This window comes from Fructilactobacillus sp. YLN 2507, assembly GCF_059614085.1.
Genome location: NZ_CM184303.1, coordinates 1,247,402 through 1,269,317, shown reverse-complemented (window position 1 = coordinate 1,269,317; position 21,916 = coordinate 1,247,402). Strand labels below are relative to the sequence as shown.

Genomic DNA, 21,916 nt, shown 5'->3' with positions numbered 1-21,916 from the left:
CTAAAAAGGTGGATTTAAATTATGCAAAAAAATAAATTAATTAAAAGATTATCATTTGGATTATTAGCAATTATTATTTTGGGTGGAATTTATTTTGTTAGAAATAATCAAAAAACAAATAAAAGTTCTTCTAATAATAAAGTAACAACAATTAGTGTAGCAGCTCCAAATAGTAACCGTCCTTATACATATCCAGAAAACGGTGGAATTGGTGGTTATTATGGAGAACTTTTGAAAAAGATGGATAAAGATTTACCTCAATATCAGTTTAAGGAAACAACTACATCACAAAATTCTGTTTTTGTTGGGTTACAATCTGGGAAATATGATCTAGCAGCTTCTAACTGGTGGTATTCAAAAGAAAGATTTGATAACTATTTACATTCCGATTCAAATGGTCTAGATGATTTAAGATTGATCACGCGTAATGGCGGTGAGACAGCAGAATCATTACGAGATATTGCAGATAAAAAACTAAAACTCGCTCCAATTTCGACTGATGATGCTCGTTACAATTTTATTGAAACTTACAATAAAAAAAATCCCAAGCATCAAATCAATTTAAAGGGAATTGGTGATCAAAGTGCTGGTGATGCATTAAAAGAAGTTGCAAACGGAAAATATGATGTTGCTATTTATCCATATGCAGCTTATAAACCAGTAGCTGAAACTTCAGAAGGTAAAAAATTAAAGGCTTCAAAATCAATTGGTCTAGAAAACAGTTACTTCTTGTTAAACAAAAATAACAAAGATAAAAAATTAACAAAAGCAATTAACAAAGAGTTAAAAAAATTACAAGAAGATGGTTATCTTGAAAAATTAAGTAAAAAGTATCTTTATGAAGATACATTTAAACTCCCCAATGCTGACAAAACTTTTAATGCGAAAGTAAATTAATTCTAAAAGGAGCAAATATTTTGAAAAAAGATAAAATAATTAAGATATTTAAAGGAAAGTCAGAAGATTTTATTCCCTTTTCTGTATGGCATCATTTTAATCCCAATGAACATATTGAAGCGAAAAATAGTGATAATATTTTAAAAAATGATTTTGAAAAAGAAATTAATTATGTAGAAACGGTTAATCCCGATTTTATAAAGCTAATGAATGATGGATTATTCACCTACGATTTTAATGGAGTAAACAACCCAAGGATTATAGAAGATTTAAAAAATATTAAACCAATTAGCAATGGTAATAAATGGCTTAATGAACAGTATAATTTAATTACTAAGCAATTCAATAAGTTAGGTAATGATAAATTAACATTAAGCAATGTATTTTCAGCAATTACTTTATTCAAATGGAAATTGGTAGAAGATACACCGGAAAAAGATTTAAGTGAAGCTGACCATATTTTTGCCGACTTATATATTGAAGATCCTAATGTGGTTTTAAATGCATTAAAAGTGATTAACCAAGATATTAAAAAGCAAATTAAAACTGAAAAACTAGCAGGAGCTGATGGAGTGCTATTTAGTACCCAAGAAATTCAAGATGAAAGAATTACAAAGAATTTTTTTGATAATGTTCAAAAACCACTTGATTTAGATTTGATTAATGAAATTAATAAGCATTTTGATGTCAGTATTTTGCATATTTGTGGATTTGATGGAGCCAATAATCACCTTCCTTGGTTTGTCGATTATGATTTACCCGTAATTAATTGGTCTACTTCTACTGATGATTATACTTTAGGTGAAGGTAAAAAATTATTTAAAAATAAAGCTGTCTTTGGTGGATTGGGAAATACAACAAATGATGTTTTATTTAAGGGAAACAAAATTGAAATTGAAAATGCAGTCAAAAATATTTTGGATGAATCAGGAACTGATAGAGTAATAATTGGTGCTGATTGTACTGTTCCAAGAGAAACACCAATTGAACATATAAAATGGGCTAATGATGCCGTTCATAATTATAAAAATAACTAAAACTAATCAAAAAAAACAGTTAATTGATACTTCAAAAGTTAACTGTTTTTAATTTGTCATTTAAATATTTATTTCAGGTTTAAGCTGGTTAAGCTATGTTATAAATTATAAAAAATTTAAAAAAAGTAGAGAATGCGTTATAGAAAAGATGTAATAATTATTCAAAATAAGGAAAAAATTAGTTCTTTTTCTCTAATGGCTTTTGTAATTTCAGCTATGTGTGGAGACGAAATTTACGATCTACCCCGCAATATATCAATGGATTATATCAATATGAAGATGCTGGCTTTGGGGAGTTTACGGCATTTATTGTTAGTTGGGGATATTGGGTTTGCCAAGTTTTTGAAGTCGCGGGCTATTCAGTTTTATTAGTGGCAACTTTAAATTTCTTTTAGTCAGGAACTTTTTCTGATGGGAATACTTGGCTAGCTGTTTTAGGTGAATCAATCGTGCTTTGGCTAATCAGCTACAAAATCTTAAAAAAATATCCTCGAGCAATATTTTTATTAGTAATTTTAGCAATTATTTTAGATATCTTTGGTGAATTAACTGTTGCAGTGACTGTTCCTCAATCGGGATTATCCCTAAACGTGAGAGTAATTCAATCATTTGATTATTTATTAAATAATCTTGTTCCTAGTTTAACTTGGATTGCACGGATTATTGTGGTATTCATTATTTTAGGTGTTTTAGAAGAAATTGCATCATGGGTTATTCTACTTTTTTATTATTTTACAAGACTTAAATTGCCATCAACTAGGTTATAAATATGATCAGCATATTGGTTAACCCGATCATCGTGAGTTACAACAATTACGGTTTTTTGTTCTTTTTTAGCTAAGTCAGAAAGCAACTGACAGACCTCAGTCACGCGTTTACTGTCTAAAGCAGCAGTGGGTTCATCGGCCAAAACGATATCAGGTTGTGTATATAAACCACGTGCGATTGTAACTCGCTGACTTTGACCACCGGATAACTCGTTAGGAAAATGGTCAATTACTGAATTAAGATTTAATTGGTCCAATAAGTTAGTTAATTGTTTGGAACTCATATTTCCAGTAGGACGAACTTTATCAACTAAAGTAAATTGTTCTTGAACCGTTAAGAAGGGAACTAGATCATGTGCTTGCAAGATAAAACCCAATTGATTTAAACGAAATTGATCTTTTGCTTTACTTTTTAGTTGATCGACTCGGGTTTCCATTAGTTCTACACTTCCAGAATCTGGATTACGTAAAGCACCCATAATAGTTAACAAGGTACTCTTACCTGAACCAGATGGGCCAGTAATAATAGCTAGTTCACCAGCATGTGCTGCGAAATTAATGTTATTTAAAACTTTGAATTTATTTTGGTCTTCACCAAAACTTTTATTGATATTAGTTAATTTAATCGTTTCCATGTTAACCTCCAATTGCTTCTGCTGGATCAATTCGCATAATCATCAATGATGGAACAATCGCTCCAATCATCGCTGTTAAGAAGAGTCCCACGATGGTTAATCCAATGATTGGTAAACTAAATTGAATAGGGACTGCAGCAGGGAGAGCCATAATTGTTCCAATGGTTAGAACCAAGCTAGCAATGATTCCCATTGCAACTAGGATGATTGACTGGATTAAAGTTGATTTGACTAAGAAACCAGCTGGAATTCCCTGTGCTCGTAAAACGGCATAATTTTGAATTTTTTGCATTGTTAAGATGTATAAAAAGACGGCAATCACAATCAGAGAGATGATCATTAAGAAACCAATCATGAAACTAAAGGTAAGGTTCTGAGCTGAATAACCTGGGAGATTTTGAACAACAGTTTGAACATCATAACTATGAAGTTGAGCATTATGACTAGCTATTTTTTGTTTACTAATCACGGCATTCCCAGCAATACTATCGTCTAGTCCACTAATTTGGTGCCAATCAGTTAAATTACCATAAACAATGGGTGCAATATTCAATTTAGCATTTTTTGTAAAACCAACAATTTTGTACTTGGTTTTCGAAGAGTTAAGTTGAATTTTGTCACCAAGATGATAACCATTTTGTTTAAGCTGAGTATCAACAACTACTTCATGTGGTTGATTAGCTTGTTTTCCACTTTCAATTTTTAATTTTTTAAAAATATATTGACTAGAATTTAAACCGACAAATTGTGCTGATATTTTTTTGTGAGAGGTTCCTGTTACCACTACTGGAGAATCACCAATTACTGCTGCTTGATTTTGATTTAAATCCATTTTTTTAATTTGTTGAGTGGTAATTCTTGATTGTCCAATATTAATATTAGCATCTTTATTTAAGATAACAGAACGTGGATTCCATGAATCGATGGCTTGGGTATTTTGCCCAGCTAAACCAATGGCCAAACTGGTTAAAATGAAAATTAAATAACCAACTAGCATAATCATCAAAGTGATTAATCCATATCTTAATTTATCGTGTTTAATTTCTTTCCAAGCTAAAAACATATTATTCTCCTTTACATAATTTACTTAAACTAATTTCTAAGAGTCTTAAATATTGTTGTTCTTGATTAGGATGTAATAAACAATCTTTAATTGTTTGGTGAACTAAAATGTTAGAGGACCATTGCGCTGGACTTAGTTTACTGACATCAGGTTGATAAAGTGGTGGTAGTAGGTACTGATTTTTTTGATAATAAAGTTTAATAAAATTATGATACTTACTATCACGTTGTTGATCAACAAAGTCCTTAATTGTTTGGATTATCTTTTTATTATTTAAATTACGATAATCAAAGGGTTGATGAATACTTTTTATGGCTAGACCAAAGACATATTGATAGGCATCGGTTAGGTTAGTAAAGTATTTATAAAAAGCACCACGCGCAATTTCAGCTTTCGTCACAATGTCAGAAACTTTGGCATCGTTAATGCTATAAGTTGAGAATTCATTTATTAAGACATTAGTAATTCTAATTCTTTTGGATTCTTTGAGATTAAAAAAAGTTTTGGTTGGCATAAGAATCTCCTTATCATAAAAAAAAGTGACACTGTGTCACTTGCATTGGTTTATTCTACATACTTAGTGACAGAGTGTCAACTTTTTTGCAAAAAATTAATTAGTTCCAACTAAACTGAAATCTAGTAAAAGTTATCAGAATAATACATAATATTCATTAGTTTGTAATAAACTACATGTTAGAATTAACATCTTTTATCGTAATGAGCGTTGTAATTATTGAATAAATTAAAAAAGATTGTTTAAATAAACTACATAACTTGTAAAATTTGTATTATTGATTACAAATTTGATTACAAATTAAATCAGTTCTATTATTTCCCAAAAGGGGTGAAACAGATGAAATTACAAAACTTAAAATATTTCGAGAAATTAGTTGACTTGAAAAATTACAGTAGCGTTGCTCAATTTTATAACGTTGGACAACCCACAGTTTCAATGGCAATAAAGCGATTGGAAGAGGATATCGGTTATGATTTGATTGTTAAAGATAATAAATATAATCAATTTAGTTTAACCCCTAAAGGTGAACGTTTTCATCACTACTCTAAAAAAGTTGTAGCTGAATTGAAACGTTTGGAAGAAGAAATTAAATTTCAAAACTCACAGATTAAAGTTAAAATTGGCTTGCCACCGATGATTAATAATACTTACTTTCCTAAAATTGCAACGAGGTTGGATCAATCAACTTTGTTTAACATAGAGAGTACTGTGAATTCATCGTCTATTTTATTAAAAAAGTTACGTAACCAAGAAATTGATTTAGCTATTATTAGTTCGATGAAGCCAGTGAAACTGGAAAATGCTCATTTAGAATTATTAGCCACTGATGAATTTAAGGTAGCAATTAATAAAAATAATCCGTTGTCAAATAAGAAGCGAGTTACCTTTAATGATATTGAAAATCAAAATATTATATTAATGAATGACGAATACATTCAGGCTAAAATTTTTAAAAATATAAAAAAACAAAGATTTTCTAATCCAAACGTCGTTTATCAAACTAAATATCCAGAAATGATTAAAAAATTAGTTCATGATAATTTGGGTATTTCCTTTTTGCTTAGTGATTTTGTGAAGCCAGAAGATAATATTGTGATGGTTGATGGTCCTGAAGTTGAGGATAAATTGATTTATATTTCGTTAGTATTTCGATCGAATTATCATTTAAGTAAATATGAAAAAGATTTAGTTAAAAATATTAAATTAGAAATAAATAATGACTAAGTTGAATAAAATTATAATGGTAGCAGCAGTAGTGATTGTTTTCACTACTGCTGTTTTTTATTTTTTACTATTAACATCATCACTAAAATTGATTAAATTTGATGTGTTTGACGATAATTAGTTGTCTAAAATATACTTTACACGGCTGGTTTAATTTTGACGATAAAAGATATTTTTAATAATTGTTAAGCCAGTTTTACTTCAACAGTAATAATTTTATTACTGAAATATTAGGTGGACATTGAAAACGAAAGGTAGGTCTATACATGTTTAATAGTGAAAATAAGACTCATTATAAAATGTATAAAGCTGGCAAACGCTGGTTGTTTGGTGCCATTACGGTAACCATGTTTACAGCCGGAATTGCTGGTGGAACACTTTTATCAAATGGAAAGAGTGTACATGCTGATACAGCAGTGAATACTACTCAAAACCAAGACAGTAGTACAGCTAATGCTGATGCAGAAAAAACACAAGATAATAGTGATCAAACAAAGGCAACAAAAACTGATTCTACGGCAACAAACGATGCTACCGACAAAGTTATTTCAAATAACTCAACTCAATCAGTTGATGAAAATACTGAAACTAAGGTTTCAAATCAAACAGATGAACCTAAACAAACAAATACTGATAAATCTGTAAATAGTCAAACCGACAGTAATAAGTCTGATAAAATAGTTGCCAACAAATCAGAAGACCAATCAACCGAAACTGATAAAAAAACTAATGATCAAACTACAAAGATTGCAGAACAACAAGTGGCACCAGAGAATGATTTACAAAATGCTACTGAAGACGCAACTAAAACTCAAAGTGCTGAAACTAATTTAGCAGTTTCAGATGCTCAACAACCACTTAACGTTACTTTTACTGATCCAGATTACGCTGCTGCTGGAGTTCCTTTTACCGATCCAGATGCAGACCATTATACTTTTGGATATTACGATGTAAATCGTGATAATGGTCAACAATCAAACGTTAAATCAATTATAGTGTCGACAGACCGTAATGGTGATGGAATTGTTTATTACTATGAATTAGATGCGAATAACAATGTTTTGGATAAAATCATTTTGAATGATGCAGGAACTAGTTATGATTCTAAAAACATAACTAATTTAGTTTATTCAAAATGGGATAAAGAAAACGTTGGATTCTATTTCCCTGATGATGTTGAAGGTGATTCAAAAACTGGGAATCCTGACGGTTATTATTTCTACAAAGAATGGACCTATGATAGTCCAGAAAAAAACCTTGTAACAAAATTTGGACAAACTTCAACTTTTGTTCCTGAAAAAGTTACACAAAAAATCACATGGATTAATAAAGATACGAATAAGGTCATGGCTGAACATTCTTATGATGGGATTGCTGGACAACATTACGATGTAACTGGAATGCCACCAGAAATTCCAGCTACTTACTACATTTCTGCTAAACCCCTTAATGCTTCTGGAATAGTTTCTAACTTTGGTGTGCCAGGAACTGTTTGGACTAAGCACTATAAGCAAAATAGTACTATGACTTATACGGAAACTGATGATCATGGTGGTATGGATGTCCAATTTTTTGATGCCAATGGAAACCCACTAAAAAGTGCAACCTGGGACCCATCAGCTAATAATGGTAAAGGTGGTCTAGTTCCATATAGTGGTCCAGATAAGATTCATATTGATGCTGATTATCAATTTAATCCTGATAACTGGAAATATACATGGGCCATTCCTGCTGGTGAACCTGGCGTTGGTAGTTATACTTTAGGTAATATTTATGTGCCACAATCACGTAATATTGTCTTTTACGTTGCGCCCTTAGGTAAATTAGTACCTACTTATGATGGAAACCCAATTGATAATGGAACTCATGACGAACCATATAAAATCAATCCTAATGATCCAACTAAAGCACAACAACCAACAATTCCAAATATTCCTGGATATGTTCCAATTGATCCTAATGATCCATCTAAGGTATTAACTCCTGGTGATCCTTCTCCAGTTCCAGTTGATGACCCTGGAAAAGATACTACAATTCCATATGTAATTGATAAGCAAACAGCAACAATTACTTATGTAGATCAAAATGGAAATAAGGTTCTTCATACAGATGATTTATCCGGTAAAATTGGAGAACATCAAGACTATTCAACAGATGCAGAACTAGCTGAATTATCAAAACAGGGATATTCACTAGTAAGTAGTGATGTTCCAACTAATGGAATTACATTAGATTACAATAGTGGAAAACCATTAGCTTATACAGTGGTTGTTAATAAAGTTGATGAAGAAGCAACAGTTACCTATATTGATGATACTACTGGTAATGTGATTCCTGATTCACCAGTTACTACTTTAACGGGTAAAGCTGGTCAAGCAATTGATAAGTCTGATATTGAAAAAGAAAGAACTTATTTGGAATCTAAGGGATATGTTTATGTAAATGATGATGTACCCGCAGACTTTAGTACTCAAAACAACCAAAAATACACTGTTCACTTTATTCATGGTACTTCTCAAGTAACAGATAATAGTGGGAAAGGTACTTTAACAGTTACTTATGTATACGAAGATGGTAAATCAGCTGCTGCTGATGTAACTAAAGAAGTTGGTTTCACTCGGACAGGGACTGAAGATAAAGTAACTGGTAATATTGTTTGGAATAAATGGAATCCTAATGGTGAAACTAATGTATCCATTAATTCACCGGTAATCGAAGGCTACACTCCTAATCAACAAACGGTTAAAGATGATATTCAAGTAAATAAAAACGATACAGCTAAAGTAGTTTATACTGCTAATGCAGAAAAAGCTCACGTTCAATACGTTGACCAAGATGATAACAATGCTGTATTACACAGTGATGATTTAGATGGTAAGTTTGGTGATAAAGCAAACTACAGTACTAAAGAAGAAATCGCAGCATTGGAAGCCAAAGGTTATGAATTAGTAACCGACGGTTACCCAGTTGACGGTTACACTTATACTACTGAAGACCCAACTTTCACAGTTGTTTTGAAACATAAAACTAAGACGGTAACTCCTGACAATCCAGGAACTCCAGGACAACCAGTAGATCCAGATAATCCAACTGGACCAAAATATCCAGATGGAACTAGTGAACAAGACGTAGTTAAAGATATAACTCGTACTATTCATTACAAGTATGCTGATGGAACTGAAGCATCAAAAGATGTAACCGAACAAGTTAAATACACTCGGAATGTAACTTTTGATGAAGTAACTGGTAAAATTATCAGCTCAACAGCTTGGGCATCAGAAAACCCAGATTATGCTGAAGTAACATCACCAGTAATTCCAGGATTTGTTGCAGATCAACCAGTTGTTGGAGAAGCAGCAACTAAGTCAACTGATGAAAATAGTGAAGTAACGGTTCACTATAATGCCGCAGCTGAAAAAGCCACAGTTAACTACGTTGACCAAGATGATAACAATGCTGTATTACACAGTGATGATTTAGATGGTAAGTTTGGTGATAAAGCAAACTACAGTACTAAAGAAGAAATCGCAGCATTGGAAGCCAAAGGTTATGAATTAGTAACCGACGGTTACCCAGTTGACGGTTACACTTATACTACTGAAGACCCAACTTTCACAGTTGTTTTGAAACATAAAACTAAGACGGTAACTCCTGACAATCCAGGAACTCCAGGACAACCAGTAGATCCAGATAATCCAACTGGACCAAAATATCCAGATGGAACTAGTGAACAAGACGTAGTTAAAGATATAACTCGTACTATTCATTACAAGTATGCTGATGGAACTGAAGCATCAAAAGATGTAACCGAACAAGTTAAATACACTCGGAATGTAACTTTTGATGAAGTAACTGGTAAAATTATCAGCTCAACAGCTTGGGCATCAGAAAACCCAGATTATGCTGAAGTAACATCACCAGTAATTCCAGGATTTGTTGCAGATCAACCAGTTGTTGGAGAAGCAGCAACTAAGTCAACTGATGAAAATAGTGAAGTAACGGTTCACTATAATGCCGCAGCTGAAAAAGCCACAGTTAACTACGTTGACCAAGATGATAACAATGCTGTATTACACAGTGATGCTTTGAATGGTAAGTTTGGTGATAAAGCAAATTACAGTACTAAAGAAGAAATCGCAGCATTGGAAGCTCAAGGCTATGAATTAGTAACCGACGGTTACCCAGTTGATGGTTACACTTATACTACTGAAGAACCAACTTTCACAGTTGTCTTGAAACATAAGACTAAGACGGTAACTCCTGACAATCCAGGAACTCCAGGACAACCAGTAGATCCAGATAATCCAACTGGACCAAAATATCCAGATGGAACTAGTGAACAAGACGTAGTTAAAGATATAACTCGTACTATTCACTACAAATATGCTGATGGAACTGAAGCATCAAAAGATGTAAGCGAACAAGTTAAATACACTCGGAATGTAACTTTTGATGAAGTAACTGGTAAGATTATCAGCTCAACAGCTTGGGCATCAGAAAATCCAGATTACGCTGAAGTAACATCACCAGTAATTCCAGGATTTGTTGCAGATCAACCAGTTGTTGGAGAAGCAGCAACTAAGTCAACTGATGAAAATAGTGAAGTAACGGTTCACTATAATGCCGCAGCTGAAAAAGCCACAGTTAACTACGTTGACCAAGATGATAACAATGCTGTGTTACACAGTGATGCTTTGAATGGTAAGTTTGGTGATAAAGCAAACTACAGTACTAAAGAAGAAATCGCAGCATTGGAATCTCAAGGCTATGAATTAGTAACCGACGGTTACCCAGTTGATGGTTACACTTATACTACTGAAGAACCAACTTTCACAGTTGTCTTGAAACATAAGACTAAGACGGTAACTCCTGACAATCCAGGAACTCCAGGACAACCAGTAGATCCAGATAATCCAACTGGACCAAAATATCCAGATGGAACTAGTGAACAAGACGTAGTTAAAGATATAACTCGTACTATTCACTACAAATATGCTGATGGAACTGAAGCATCAAAAGATGTAAGCGAACAAGTTAAATACACTCGGAATGTAACTTTTGATGAAGTAACTGGTAAGATTATCAGCTCAACAGCTTGGGCATCAGAAAACCCAGATTATGCTGAAGTAACATCACCAGTAATTCCAGGATTTGTTGCAGATCAACCAGTTGTTGGAGAAGCAGCAACTAAGTCAACTGATGAAAATAGTGAAGTAACGGTTCACTATAATGCCGCAGCTGAAAAAGCCACAGTTAACTACGTTGACCAAGATGACAACAATGCTGTATTACACAGTGATGCTTTGAATGGTAAGTTTGGTAATAAAGCAAACTACAGTACTAAAGAAGAAATTGCAGCATTGGAATCTCAAGGTTATGAATTAGTAACCGACGGTTACCCAGTTGACGGTTACACTTATACTACTGAAGACCCAACTTTCACAGTTGTCTTGAAACATAAGACTAAAACGGTAACTCCTGACAATCCAGGAACTCCAGGACAACCAGTAGATCCAGATAATCCAACTGGACCAAAATATCCAGATGGAACTGGTAAACAAGATATCGTTAAAGATGTTACTCGTATCATTCACTACAAGGATGATCAAGGTAACGAAGTTGCTAAAGACGTTGATCAATCAACAACCTTTAGTCGTGATGCAACCTTTGATGAAGTGACCGGTAAGATTATTTCTTACGGTAACTGGAATCCAGCTGACGATAACTTTGGTGCAGTTAATTCACCAGTAATTACTGGTTACTATGCTGATACTGCAACAGTTGCTGCTGAAAAAGTTAGTGCTGATACTAGTGATAGTGAAGTTACAGTTGTTTATCGCAAGCTTGGAAACTTAATCCCAGAAGTTCCTGGTGGTACTCCAGTCCCATATCCAAATGATCCAACTGACCCAACTAAACCTAGTGATCCAGTTATTCCTGATTATCCTGGTTACATTCCAATGGATCCAAATGGTACTCCATTAACTCCAGGAAACACTTATCCAATTGATAAGAACCATCCTGGTCAGGATACTCCATTGCCATACGTAGCTGCCGCTGAAAAAGCAACAGTTAACTACGTTGATCAAGATAATAATGATAGTTTAATTAAGAGTGATGCTTTAGATGGTAAGTTTGGCGAAAAATCTGGTTACACAACTAAGAATGAAATTGCAGCCTTAGAAGCAGCTGGATATGAACTAGTTAGTGATGGTTACCCAACTGATGGTTATACTTTCACTACTGAAGACCCAACTTTCACAGTTGTCTTGAAACATAAGACTAAGATGGTAACTCCAGATAACCCAGGAACTCCAGGGCAACCGATTGACCCAGATAACCCAACTGGACCAAAATATCCAGATGGAACTGGTAAACAAGATATCGTTAAAGATGTTACTCGTACTATTCACTACATTGACGACCAAGGAAACGTTGTTTCTAAAGAAGTGACTGAATCAGCTACTTTTGGTCGTAATGCAACCTTTGATGAAGTGACCGGTAAGATTATTTCTTACGGTAACTGGACCCCAACTGATGGAACTTTAGCAGAAGTAAATTCACCAGTAATTACTGGCTACTACACTGATACTGCTAAAGTAGATGCTGAAAATGTTACTGCTGACTCTAAAAATTCAGATGTTAATGTGGTTTACCATAAACTTGGGAACTTAGTTCCTGATGTTCCAGGTAGCAATCCAGTACCATATCCAAACCTACCTGGTAACCCAAGTGATTCTGGGAACCCAATCATTCCAGATATCCCTGGCTACACTCCAGTTGATAATAATGGAAATAAATTGGTTCCAGGAACTCCTTACCCAATTAATCACAATGATTTAGGTAAAGATACTCCACTTCATTATGTTAAGAATGAGGTTCCAGTAACACCAAGTACACCTGAAACGCCAGATGTACCCGAAACTCCAGTAACACCAAGTACTCCTGAAGTACCAGCTACTCCAGCTGAACCTAAAGCTCCAGAGAAACCAACTGCTCAACCAGAAGCACCACAAAAAGATGTATTACCACAAACTGGACAAGATGCTACTGCTAGTTTGATGAGTATCATTGGTACAATCTTACTTTCAATTCTTGGATTCTTTGGATTAGATGGATTCAGAAAAAGAAAAGAAGACAAATAATTAGAATTACTAATTATTTAATTGGTTAAAAGTTTTAAATAACTAAAAAGCAATCAAATTTTGATTAATTTCAAAATTTGGTTGCTTTTAGTATATGTAAAGATCCTTTTATAGTTATCAAGGTTATTTTAATTAAAAAATTATACATAACCGAATTAAAATATTATCATACCTTATGAGATGCAATTTTTTATTGCGTTTCGATAAATAGTAGAACTTTGTTGGTATTAGAACTACAATACTACAATAGATTGGTAATATAGGTAACTAAAAAGGAGTAGTAAAATGAAATTACAAGATATTAAATATTTTGAAGAACTATTGGAACTAAATGATGAGCAAGCAGTTGCTGATTATTATCAAGTTAGTTTAGAAATGGTTAATCATGGAATTCAAACCTTAGAAAATGAAGCTGGAAAACCATTACTGAAGTTTGATGCTAGTACTCACCAATTTGTTTTGACTTCAATTGGTAAAAAACTACACAAACGGTTTAAAGTCATTCTTAATCAATTACAGGAAATTGATTATGAGATTTATCCGCGTAAAATAAAAATAGGAATTCCACCATTGACAGAGAAGGTTTACTTCCCCAATTTCGCTTATGAGGTTATTAAAGATGCAATTAAAAATACTGAAATTGTTGAAGGACCAACGATTAAATTGATTCAGAAATTAAGTAATCATCAAATTGATTTATCTTTTTTAGGGAGCATAGATTCATTAGAAGATGCTAATTTAAATTCATTGTTAATTCAAAAACACAAATTACAATTAATTGTGAATAAAAATAATCCTCTAGCAGAAAAGGATTGTGTTAAATTTAGTGAGTTAGTTCATGAAAAGTTTATTTTAATGCCTAGTGATTATTTACAATCTAAAATTTTCAAACGATTATCTAAAAATACAGATATTTTTCCACAAATTATTTATCGAACTAGCGATATTAGTAATGCTATCAATATGGTTAAACTTAATTTAGGTGTTACTCTGTTACTTGCAGATTCTGTTAAGCATGAAAAAGACTTGGTGTCAGTTAAATTTAATGAAAGTGAACCAGTTCCAGAATTATTAATTTATTTAGTATGGTTAAAAGACCATACTTTATCTAATGAAGAGAAAAAAATCGTTGGTCTTTTAGAAGATGCATATCAACAATAAATAAAAAGCTTAGCTTTAGTTTTTAATGCTAAAATTAAGCTTTTTTGTTTACTGATTAAAAATAATTGAAAATCCGCCAGGACCAACGTGAGTCATAATAACTGGACTTGTAAGTCGAACTAGGACATTAATATCAGGACGTGCTTTGTTGATAATGGCCTTAATTTCTTCTGGTTCTTCGCTAGAATCTACATAAGAAAGACCAACTTCAGTAACCTTTGGATTGTCGATGATTTCTTGAACTAATTCATCACGCACTTTTCTTAACTTTTTGGCCCCTCGGCATTTAGCGTAAAATTCTAGTTTTCCTTTTTTAACTTCTAAAACTACGTTTAGTTTAATTAAAGATGAAATGAATCCGACAGCACGACTTGCACGTCCACCTTTAACTAAATAATCAAAGCTTTTAACGAATACAAAAGTTTTAACTTTTTCGCGGTAAGCTTTAACAGCAGTTACAACTTCATCAGGAGTTTTACCTTCTTTAATTAAACGAGCAGCTTCAAGGACCTCAAGGCCTAGACCACGATCAGTGGTTTCACTATCAATAACTCGAATGTCACCATCTACTTGTTGAGCCGCAGCAGTAGCAGTTTCGACAGTTCCACTTAAAACGGGAGCTAAATCAAGACAAATAATGGTTCCTTCTGGATCTTTCTCCATAATTGATGAGAAGGTTTTAACAAACTGACCTAAAGCAGGTTGACTTGTTTTGGGAAACTCACTTTCATCATCATGAAGCATATTGGAAAATTGTTTTCTGGTAATGTCAACATTGTCCTCAAATGTTTTACCTTCAAAAGAAACCTGAAGTGGGACAATCTTAATTTGATTTTGTTCAATTTCTTCGGGAGTTAATTGAACTGTTGAATCAGTTACAATATGAATCATAGTTTACTTCCTTTCAACTAACGATTGAATTAGTTTGTATGTACTTATTATAGTAGAAATAATTTGACTTTAACACTTATAAATCAAAGGGACCCCTTTTTTAATGGGATAATCTATGCGAAAATGAAACTAATGAGTTAAATTTAAGGAGATGGATATATGGCAATTAAAAAAAGAAGTGAGATTAGACTTAGTTCAGTCTTAATTTATTCTTTATTGTTAAATTCTGGTGCAGCATTAATGTGGCCATTGATTACTGTCTATATGCATAATACCTTACATGAATCACTAACCGTTGCTGGAATTGTGATGTTTATCATGTCTGGATTCATGGTAGTTGGTAATTATTTTGGAGGGTACTTTTTTGATCGCTGGTCTCCCTATAAATCGGCTTTGGTCAGTATCATTATTGCTATGATTCCCATTATACTGTTAATTTTTTTCAATAACTGGCCTAGCTTTGCTATTTTACTTTTTGTTTATGGGCTAGGTGAAGGTGCAAGTTTAACAATTTTAAATTCTTATGCAGCGAAGGTTCAGTCAAAAAGCACTCGCTATGTGTTTAATGCACTGTACATTGGAATTAACGTTGGGGTAGTAGTTGGAACAACTGCTGTTGGTTACTTGATGAAATTTGGGGTTCCAGTCGTATTCACCGTTGCAACTTTTTTTTATATTATTTTATTATTAATGACCATCTTTGAGTTTAATGTTGATTTTTCAAAAATGCAACCACATTTAACGCATAAAATTAAAAATGGTGGACAAAGTAAGCAAAAGAATCCCTTTACCACTAAGCTTATTCTAAGTATTTGTATGATGGTGTTCTGTATTTATTTAAGTTACACATTGTGGGAAAGTGTAATGCCAGTACACATGGGTAATTTGAAAATTTCGTTTGAAAAATATAGTTACATTTGGCCAATTAACGGTTTATTGATTGTATTTGTTCAGCCAATTATTAATCGAATTGGACACCATTTTAAAATGGTTCATCAAGTAGCTTTTGGAGTATTAATTTTTGCGCTTAGCTTTTTCATGTTAATCTTTGCTAAGCAGTATTCAGCTTTTATTATCATTATGATTATTTTAACTTTTGGAGAAATGAATGGACTTCCATCAATTCCGGCTTGGATTGATAATTTAGCTGATGAAAAACAAAAAGGGAAGTATCAAGGAATGTTTAATATTTTCATGTCCTTTGGAAAAGCTGTTGGCCCTTTATTTGGTGGAATTGTAGTCGAATGGCTTAACTATGGATTCTTATTTGCCATTGTAGGATTGTTGATTATTACATCTTTATTATATGTTTTATGGGAAAATCATAAATTTGTAAAATCTGAAGCATTATAAAAAAGCTAGAATTCCAATGCGGAATTCTAGCTTTTTAAATTGTTAATTATAAAATCGGCAGGTGATGATTTTTTCGCCATGCTTTGTTAAATTCAGTAATAATTAAAACAGGGAGACTAGCAATTATTACAATTACCCAGTTAGTGATTGATAATCCACTAGTAGAAAAGACATCATTCATAAATGGAACATAGGTAAAGAGTAATTGTAATAAGATCATAACTAAAATTGAAACGTAAGCCATTTTATTTGATAAAACAACATGTTTTGAAAAAGCAGGTGCTGTAGTCCGAATGTTGAACAAGTAACATATTTTACCAAAAATAATGACGTTAACGGCCATTGTACTAGAAATCAAAAATGAAATATTGAAATGTTCTGTTATGGCAAACACAATTAAAGCCATTCCCGCAATGATTAAACTGACATAAATCATTTGCCAAACATCATGGCGGTTCATTAATTTTTGATATTTACTACGTGGAGGTCGTTGCATTAGATTTGGCTCCGCTGGTTCAAAAATAAAGGCTAGTTGAATAGTAACGGCGGATACCATATTAATCCATAATAACTGAGTTGGAGTTAAAGGCATTGGCTGACCTAAAAGGATACTGATTACAACGATTAAACCTTCGGCAAAACTAGTTGGAAGTAAGAATAAAATTGTTTTTTTGATATTGTCATATAATCTTCTTCCTTGGGAAATTGCAGTTTTAATGGTAGAAAAATTATCGTCGGTTAAAATAACATCCGCTGATTCTTTGGCAACATCAGTTCCCTTTTCACCCATAGCAATTCCAATGTTAGCTTTTTTCAAAGCTGGAGCATCGTTGATTCCGTCACCAACCATTGCCGTAACATTTCCGTTGAGTTGATAAGCTTCAATAATTTTTAATTTATCAAACGGAGTAGTCCTAGCAAATATTGAATATTGGTCAACAACTTGGGCTAGTTCTTCAACTGAAAGGCCACTGATTTCGGCACCTGTCATTGTTTTAATCTCATTAGCTAAACCAAGTTCTTTTCCAATAGCAGTTGCAGTTTCGGGGCTATCTCCCGTAATCATTTTGACTTTGATACCAGCTGTTCTCATTTCGGCAATTGATTGAATTACTTCAGGACGAGGTGGATCGATAATCGCAACTAAACCAAGGAAATTAATTCCTGATTTAGCAATTGATTCAACACTAATTTGATTAGTTTGCTGACTAACAGGTAGGTAACCAACTGCAATTACTCGCTTGCCGGTCTTGGCAAATTGTTCAACTTTGTCAGTCCATCCCGTGATATCAAAATTAGGATTAACCTTTGCAGCTAATTTAAATAAAGTTGTGGGAGCTCCCTTGATTGCAATAACACGCTGTTGGGGAAATTGAACTAGTTTGGCAATGTAACGATAATCTGAATCAAACGGAATTCGATCAATTTCGGCAGGAATCTTTGAATCAGTGCCAAAGGCTTTGTAATAAGCCGTTACAAATGCTGCATCGGTAGGTTCACCATTGATTTCCCAGTTTTGATTTTCAGGGTCTTTAAAAATCAACGCATCATTTGCTAAGAATCCCATCTCTAAGAGTTGCTTTAATTCTGGATAGTTAACTGGATCAATTGATTTTTGGTTTAAATTGAAAGTTCCTGCTGGGTCATAACCATTCCCAGTTACCATAAAATGCTGATCATTTACTAAAATATCTTGAATCGTCATTTCATTTTTCGTTAAAGTTCCAGTTTTATCGGTCGCAATAATATCAATAGCACCTAGGGTTTCGGCTGCTGGTAAAGTTTTAACAATGGCGTGTTCTTTGGTTAATTTTTGGGCACCAGCTGCTAAAATAATTGAAGTTGCGGCTGGTAAACCTTCAGGCATTGACCCCACAATCATTGTGATAATTGCCATGGCTAACACTGGAATGGAATAAATTTGTAAAAACATTCCGAAGACAAATAAAATTACTGATGAAATAATGATAAACCAAGAAATTCCCGTACCTAATTGATCCAATTCTTTGGTTAAAGGAGATTTTTGATGTTTCATACCTTGCACACTAGTTGAAATTTTTCCAATCTCAGTGTTTTCCCCAACGGCAACTACTATTCCTAATCCACTTCCGTTGGTAACCCCGGTGGATGCAAAGGCCATATTAGTTTGATCAGCTAGTGGGGTATTAACTGGTAATGGTGCAATTGTTTTTGCTACTGAATCAGACTCTCCCGTTAAAGCTGATTCTTGGATACGTAAGTTATCTAAATCAACGAGGCGTAAATCAGCAGGAACATTGTCGCCAGCTTCTAAGTAGACGATATCACCAACGACTAAATCACGAGCTAACATCTGAGTTCGAGTTCCATCGCGGTAGACATTTGCTTCAGCTGATAACAGGCTTTTAATTTTTTCCAACGCATTGTTGGCTTTAATTTCTTGAGCAAAGCCAATTAAAGCGTTAATGATTATTACAATTGTAATAACACAAGAATCAGAATAATGTCGCATAATCAAAGTGAAAATGGCCGCAATTATTAGGATATAAATAATAATGTTATTAAATTGTTGAAGCAAGATTTGCCATTTGGGAACAGGCTTACTATCTAATTCGTTATAACCATTCTGTTTTAAGCGAGCTTTTGCCTCAGCATTTGTTAAACCGGTTTCTATATCAGTGTGAAACTCCTCGATGATAGATTGATCAGATTGGTGATAAAATTTGGGGCTCGTCGGCTTAGGTTTTCCTTTTTCTGACACTTTGTTCTCCTTTAATAAATCCAATTTACTCTACAATACGTTAAGCATATAAGGAAGATTAGGTAACTGTCAAATTTATTACTCGAAAAGGGGCTAATTGATGGCTCAAAGTTGAAAAGCATAATATGATAGGTAGTAAGAGAAACAAAGATTGTGAGGACATTATGGGAAAAAATTATTATCGGAAACAAATTGAAGTTTTAGATGCCCATCAAAATAATTTGAAACACGTTAACATTGATTTACCCAAGCACGAAATTACTGTTTTTTTAGGAGAATCGGGTTCTGGTAAGTCATCATTAGTTTTTGATACGGTAGCAGCCATGTCACGGCGTGAATTGAACGAAACTTTTCCAAGTTTTTCGCAACAATATTTACCCAAATATGGACAACCACATGTTGGGAATATTCGGAACTTACCCGTTGCAATTGCAATTGAACAAAAGCAACTAACTGGGAACGCTCGATCAACTTTAGCAACTTATACTGGAATGTATTCGTTAATTCGCTTACTTTTTTCTCGTGTAGGAGATAAATTTGTAGGCTATTCAGAGGTTTTTTCTTTCAACTTGCCGCAGGGAATGTGTCCCCACTGTGAAGGTCTAGGTTATGTTGATGATATTGATGAAAGTAAATTAATTGATCCAGAAAAATCATTGAACACGGGGGCTTTAACCTTCGTTAGTTTTAAACCAAATAGTTGGCGTTGGCGGCGATATGGTGATTCTGGTTTGTTTGATAATAATAAAAAAATCAAGGATTATACTCCTGAAGAATATGAATTATTAATGCATGCGCCTAAGTTACCATTTCCAAATTCACCGCAAGCTTTTAAGAGCAAGGACTACGAAGGATTAGTACCCCGAATTATGCGTTCAATTATTCATAGCTCAGAAGGTAAACATCATCAAGCAGCAATTGATGCAGTAGTAACTCGGCACGACTGTCCGGTCTGCCATGGAACGAGATTGAACAAACGAGCACTCAGTGTCCGAATTAATGAGGTTAACATTGCTGAAGCTACGCAAATGAATTTGGTACAATTTTTAGAATTTTTAGATGGCGTTACTGATCCGTTAGGTGCTGAAATTGTACGGAGCTTGCAAGTTAAAGTGCAACCTTTAGTTGATATTGGATTGGGGTACTTAACGCTTGATCGAATTACGAGTACTTTATCAGGGGGTGAAGTGCAACGAATTAAGATTGCTAAACATTTAACTAATGCTCTTTCAGATATCTTGTATGTTTTTGATGAGCCTAGTGTAGGACTACATCCGCATGATATCGAATTAATCAAAAAAGCCCTAGTAAGCTTGAAAGAAAAAGGGAATACGGTTTTTGTTGTGGATCATAATCCAGCGATTTTTTCGATTGCAGATCACGTAGTCGAAGTTGGACCCGAATCTGGAGCAAATGGTGGTAAAGTCACTTTCCAAGGAACATTTCCTGAATTAAAAGATTCTGATACTTTAACTGGGGAATGGTTACGAAAAAAACATTCCTTTGGCAAAGTGGTTGCACCAAAGCAATTTATTGATCTAGAACACATAAACTTGCATAATTTAAACGATGTAAGCGTTAAGGTTCCAATGGGAATTATGACGGTCTTTTCTGGAGTCGCTGGTTCTGGTAAATCTTCACTATCACAGGCCTTAAAAGACAAATTAAAAGGTAATTATGTAGATTTAACCCAGAAGACTGCAGGAATTAGTATCCGTTCGACTCCAGTAACGTATTTGGACATTTTGAATCCCATCCGACGTTTATTTGCCAAAGCTAATGATGTTTCTACACAACTCTTTAGTTATAACGGAAAAGGTGCTTGTCCACGTTGTAAGGGTAAAGGGGTAACAATCACTGATATGGCTTTCATGGATCCGGTTAAGCAAGTTTGTGAAGTCTGTGGTGGAAAAAGGTATAGTAAGGAAGCCTTGAGTTACAAGTATCATGATAAAGATATTGCCGAAGTTTTAGCCATGTCAGTAGCTCAGGCTCAAGAATTCTTTATTGGTAATCAGGAGATTGAAGCACCATTAGCACGAATGCGTCAAGTTGGATTAGATTATCTTGGACTTGATCAAGCCCTAACGACGGTTTCAGGAGGAGAATTACAACGTCTCCGCTTAGCTCAAACTTTGGGTGAAAATGGTCAAACTTATTTCCTTGATGAACCAACCGCTGGGCTCCATATGAAAGATACTGACAAACTAGTTAAGCTGTTCCGAAAAATGGTGAAACAAGGTGATAGTTTGATTATTGTAGAACATAATTTAGACGTGATTAGTCAAGCAGATTGGTTGATTGATATTGGACCAGGGGCTGGAATTTATGGCGGAAACGTTTTATATAGTGGGACTCCGTCAGGTTCTGTAAACGATGAGCAATCCTTTACAGGCCGAGCTCTAAAAACTTATATGGCAGAAAATAAATAAAAATCCTTTACATTAAATTTAAATAATGTTTTAATGTTACTAACAAAAAGAAAG

Annotated in this window: 13 protein-coding genes; 8 read left to right on the top strand and 5 right to left on the bottom strand. The window is 33.8% G+C overall.

The features are described 5' to 3' along the window. Positions 1-21 precede the first annotated feature (21 nt). From AC0GLY_RS06500 to AC0GLY_RS06490, 3 genes are all read left to right on the top strand, one after another. Positions 22-897: a transporter substrate-binding domain-containing protein gene (locus AC0GLY_RS06500; RefSeq protein WP_496611360.1), complete on the top strand. Its 876-nt coding sequence runs from the start codon at positions 22-24 to the stop codon at positions 895-897. A 20-nt stretch (positions 898-917) separates the two neighbouring features. Then, positions 918-1,934: a uroporphyrinogen decarboxylase family protein gene (locus AC0GLY_RS06495; protein WP_496611359.1), complete on the top strand. Its 1,017-nt coding sequence runs from the start codon at positions 918-920 to the stop codon at positions 1,932-1,934. 449 nt (positions 1,935-2,383) lie between these two features. Continuing rightward, positions 2,384-2,701 (top strand): amino acid permease, encoded by a 318-nt coding sequence (locus tag AC0GLY_RS06490; RefSeq protein WP_496611358.1) that lies wholly within the window; start codon positions 2,384-2,386, stop codon positions 2,699-2,701. Here AC0GLY_RS06490 and AC0GLY_RS06485 read toward each other — a convergent pair. The 3 genes from AC0GLY_RS06485 to AC0GLY_RS06475 are packed head-to-tail and all read right to left on the bottom strand — an operon-like array spanning position 2,662 to position 4,913. After that, positions 2,662-3,336 (bottom strand): ABC transporter ATP-binding protein, encoded by a 675-nt coding sequence (locus AC0GLY_RS06485; protein WP_496611357.1) that lies wholly within the window; start codon positions 3,334-3,336, stop codon positions 2,662-2,664. The two genes, AC0GLY_RS06490 and AC0GLY_RS06485, sit on opposite strands and share 40 nt — an antisense overlap. A 1-nt stretch (position 3,337) precedes the next feature. Next, complete coding sequence (locus AC0GLY_RS06480; protein WP_496611356.1) at positions 3,338-4,399, bottom strand: ABC transporter permease; 1,062 nt, start codon at positions 4,397-4,399, stop codon at positions 3,338-3,340. A gap of 1 nt (position 4,400) precedes the next feature. After that, entirely contained in the window at positions 4,401-4,913 is a 513-nt protein-coding gene (locus AC0GLY_RS06475) for a TetR/AcrR family transcriptional regulator (RefSeq protein ID WP_496611355.1), read from the bottom strand. A 339-nt stretch (positions 4,914-5,252) separates the two neighbouring features. Between AC0GLY_RS06475 and AC0GLY_RS06470 the strand changes: the two genes are divergently transcribed. The 3 genes from AC0GLY_RS06470 to AC0GLY_RS06460 all read left to right on the top strand — a co-directional run bounded on the left by AC0GLY_RS06470 (position 5,253) and on the right by AC0GLY_RS06460 (position 14,446). Continuing rightward, positions 5,253-6,140 (top strand): LysR substrate-binding domain-containing protein, encoded by an 888-nt coding sequence (locus tag AC0GLY_RS06470; RefSeq protein ID WP_496611354.1) that lies wholly within the window; start codon positions 5,253-5,255, stop codon positions 6,138-6,140. 266 nt (positions 6,141-6,406) lie between these two features. After that, on the top strand, positions 6,407-13,285 hold the full coding sequence (locus AC0GLY_RS06465) for a mucin-binding protein (protein ID WP_496611353.1): 6,879 nt from the start codon (positions 6,407-6,409) through the stop codon (positions 13,283-13,285). 285 nt (positions 13,286-13,570) lie between these two features. Beyond that, on the top strand, positions 13,571-14,446 hold the full coding sequence (locus AC0GLY_RS06460; RefSeq protein WP_496611352.1) for a LysR substrate-binding domain-containing protein: 876 nt from the start codon (positions 13,571-13,573) through the stop codon (positions 14,444-14,446). A 48-nt stretch (positions 14,447-14,494) separates the two neighbouring features. Here AC0GLY_RS06460 and AC0GLY_RS06455 read toward each other — a convergent pair whose 3' ends face one another. After that, positions 14,495-15,337 (bottom strand): DegV family protein, encoded by an 843-nt coding sequence (locus tag AC0GLY_RS06455; RefSeq protein ID WP_496611351.1) that lies wholly within the window; start codon positions 15,335-15,337, stop codon positions 14,495-14,497. A 159-nt stretch (positions 15,338-15,496) separates the two neighbouring features. On the opposite strand from AC0GLY_RS06455, the gene AC0GLY_RS06450 reads away from it, so the two are divergent. Then, positions 15,497-16,690, top strand: coding sequence for an MDR family MFS transporter (locus AC0GLY_RS06450; protein ID WP_496611350.1), 1,194 nt, complete (start codon positions 15,497-15,499; stop codon positions 16,688-16,690). Between the two features lie 46 nt (positions 16,691-16,736). Here the strand turns inward: AC0GLY_RS06450 and AC0GLY_RS06445 are convergent, their stop codons facing one another. Next, positions 16,737-19,430 (bottom strand): HAD-IC family P-type ATPase, encoded by a 2,694-nt coding sequence (locus tag AC0GLY_RS06445; protein ID WP_496611349.1) that lies wholly within the window; start codon positions 19,428-19,430, stop codon positions 16,737-16,739. A 164-nt stretch (positions 19,431-19,594) separates the two neighbouring features. Here AC0GLY_RS06445 and AC0GLY_RS06440 point away from each other — a divergent pair, with 164 nt between their 5' ends. Next, positions 19,595-21,862 carry an ATP-binding cassette domain-containing protein gene (locus AC0GLY_RS06440; RefSeq protein ID WP_496611348.1) on the top strand — a complete coding sequence of 756 codons (2,268 nt, stop codon included), beginning with the start codon at positions 19,595-19,597 and terminating at the stop codon, positions 21,860-21,862. Positions 21,863-21,916 lie beyond the last annotated feature (54 nt).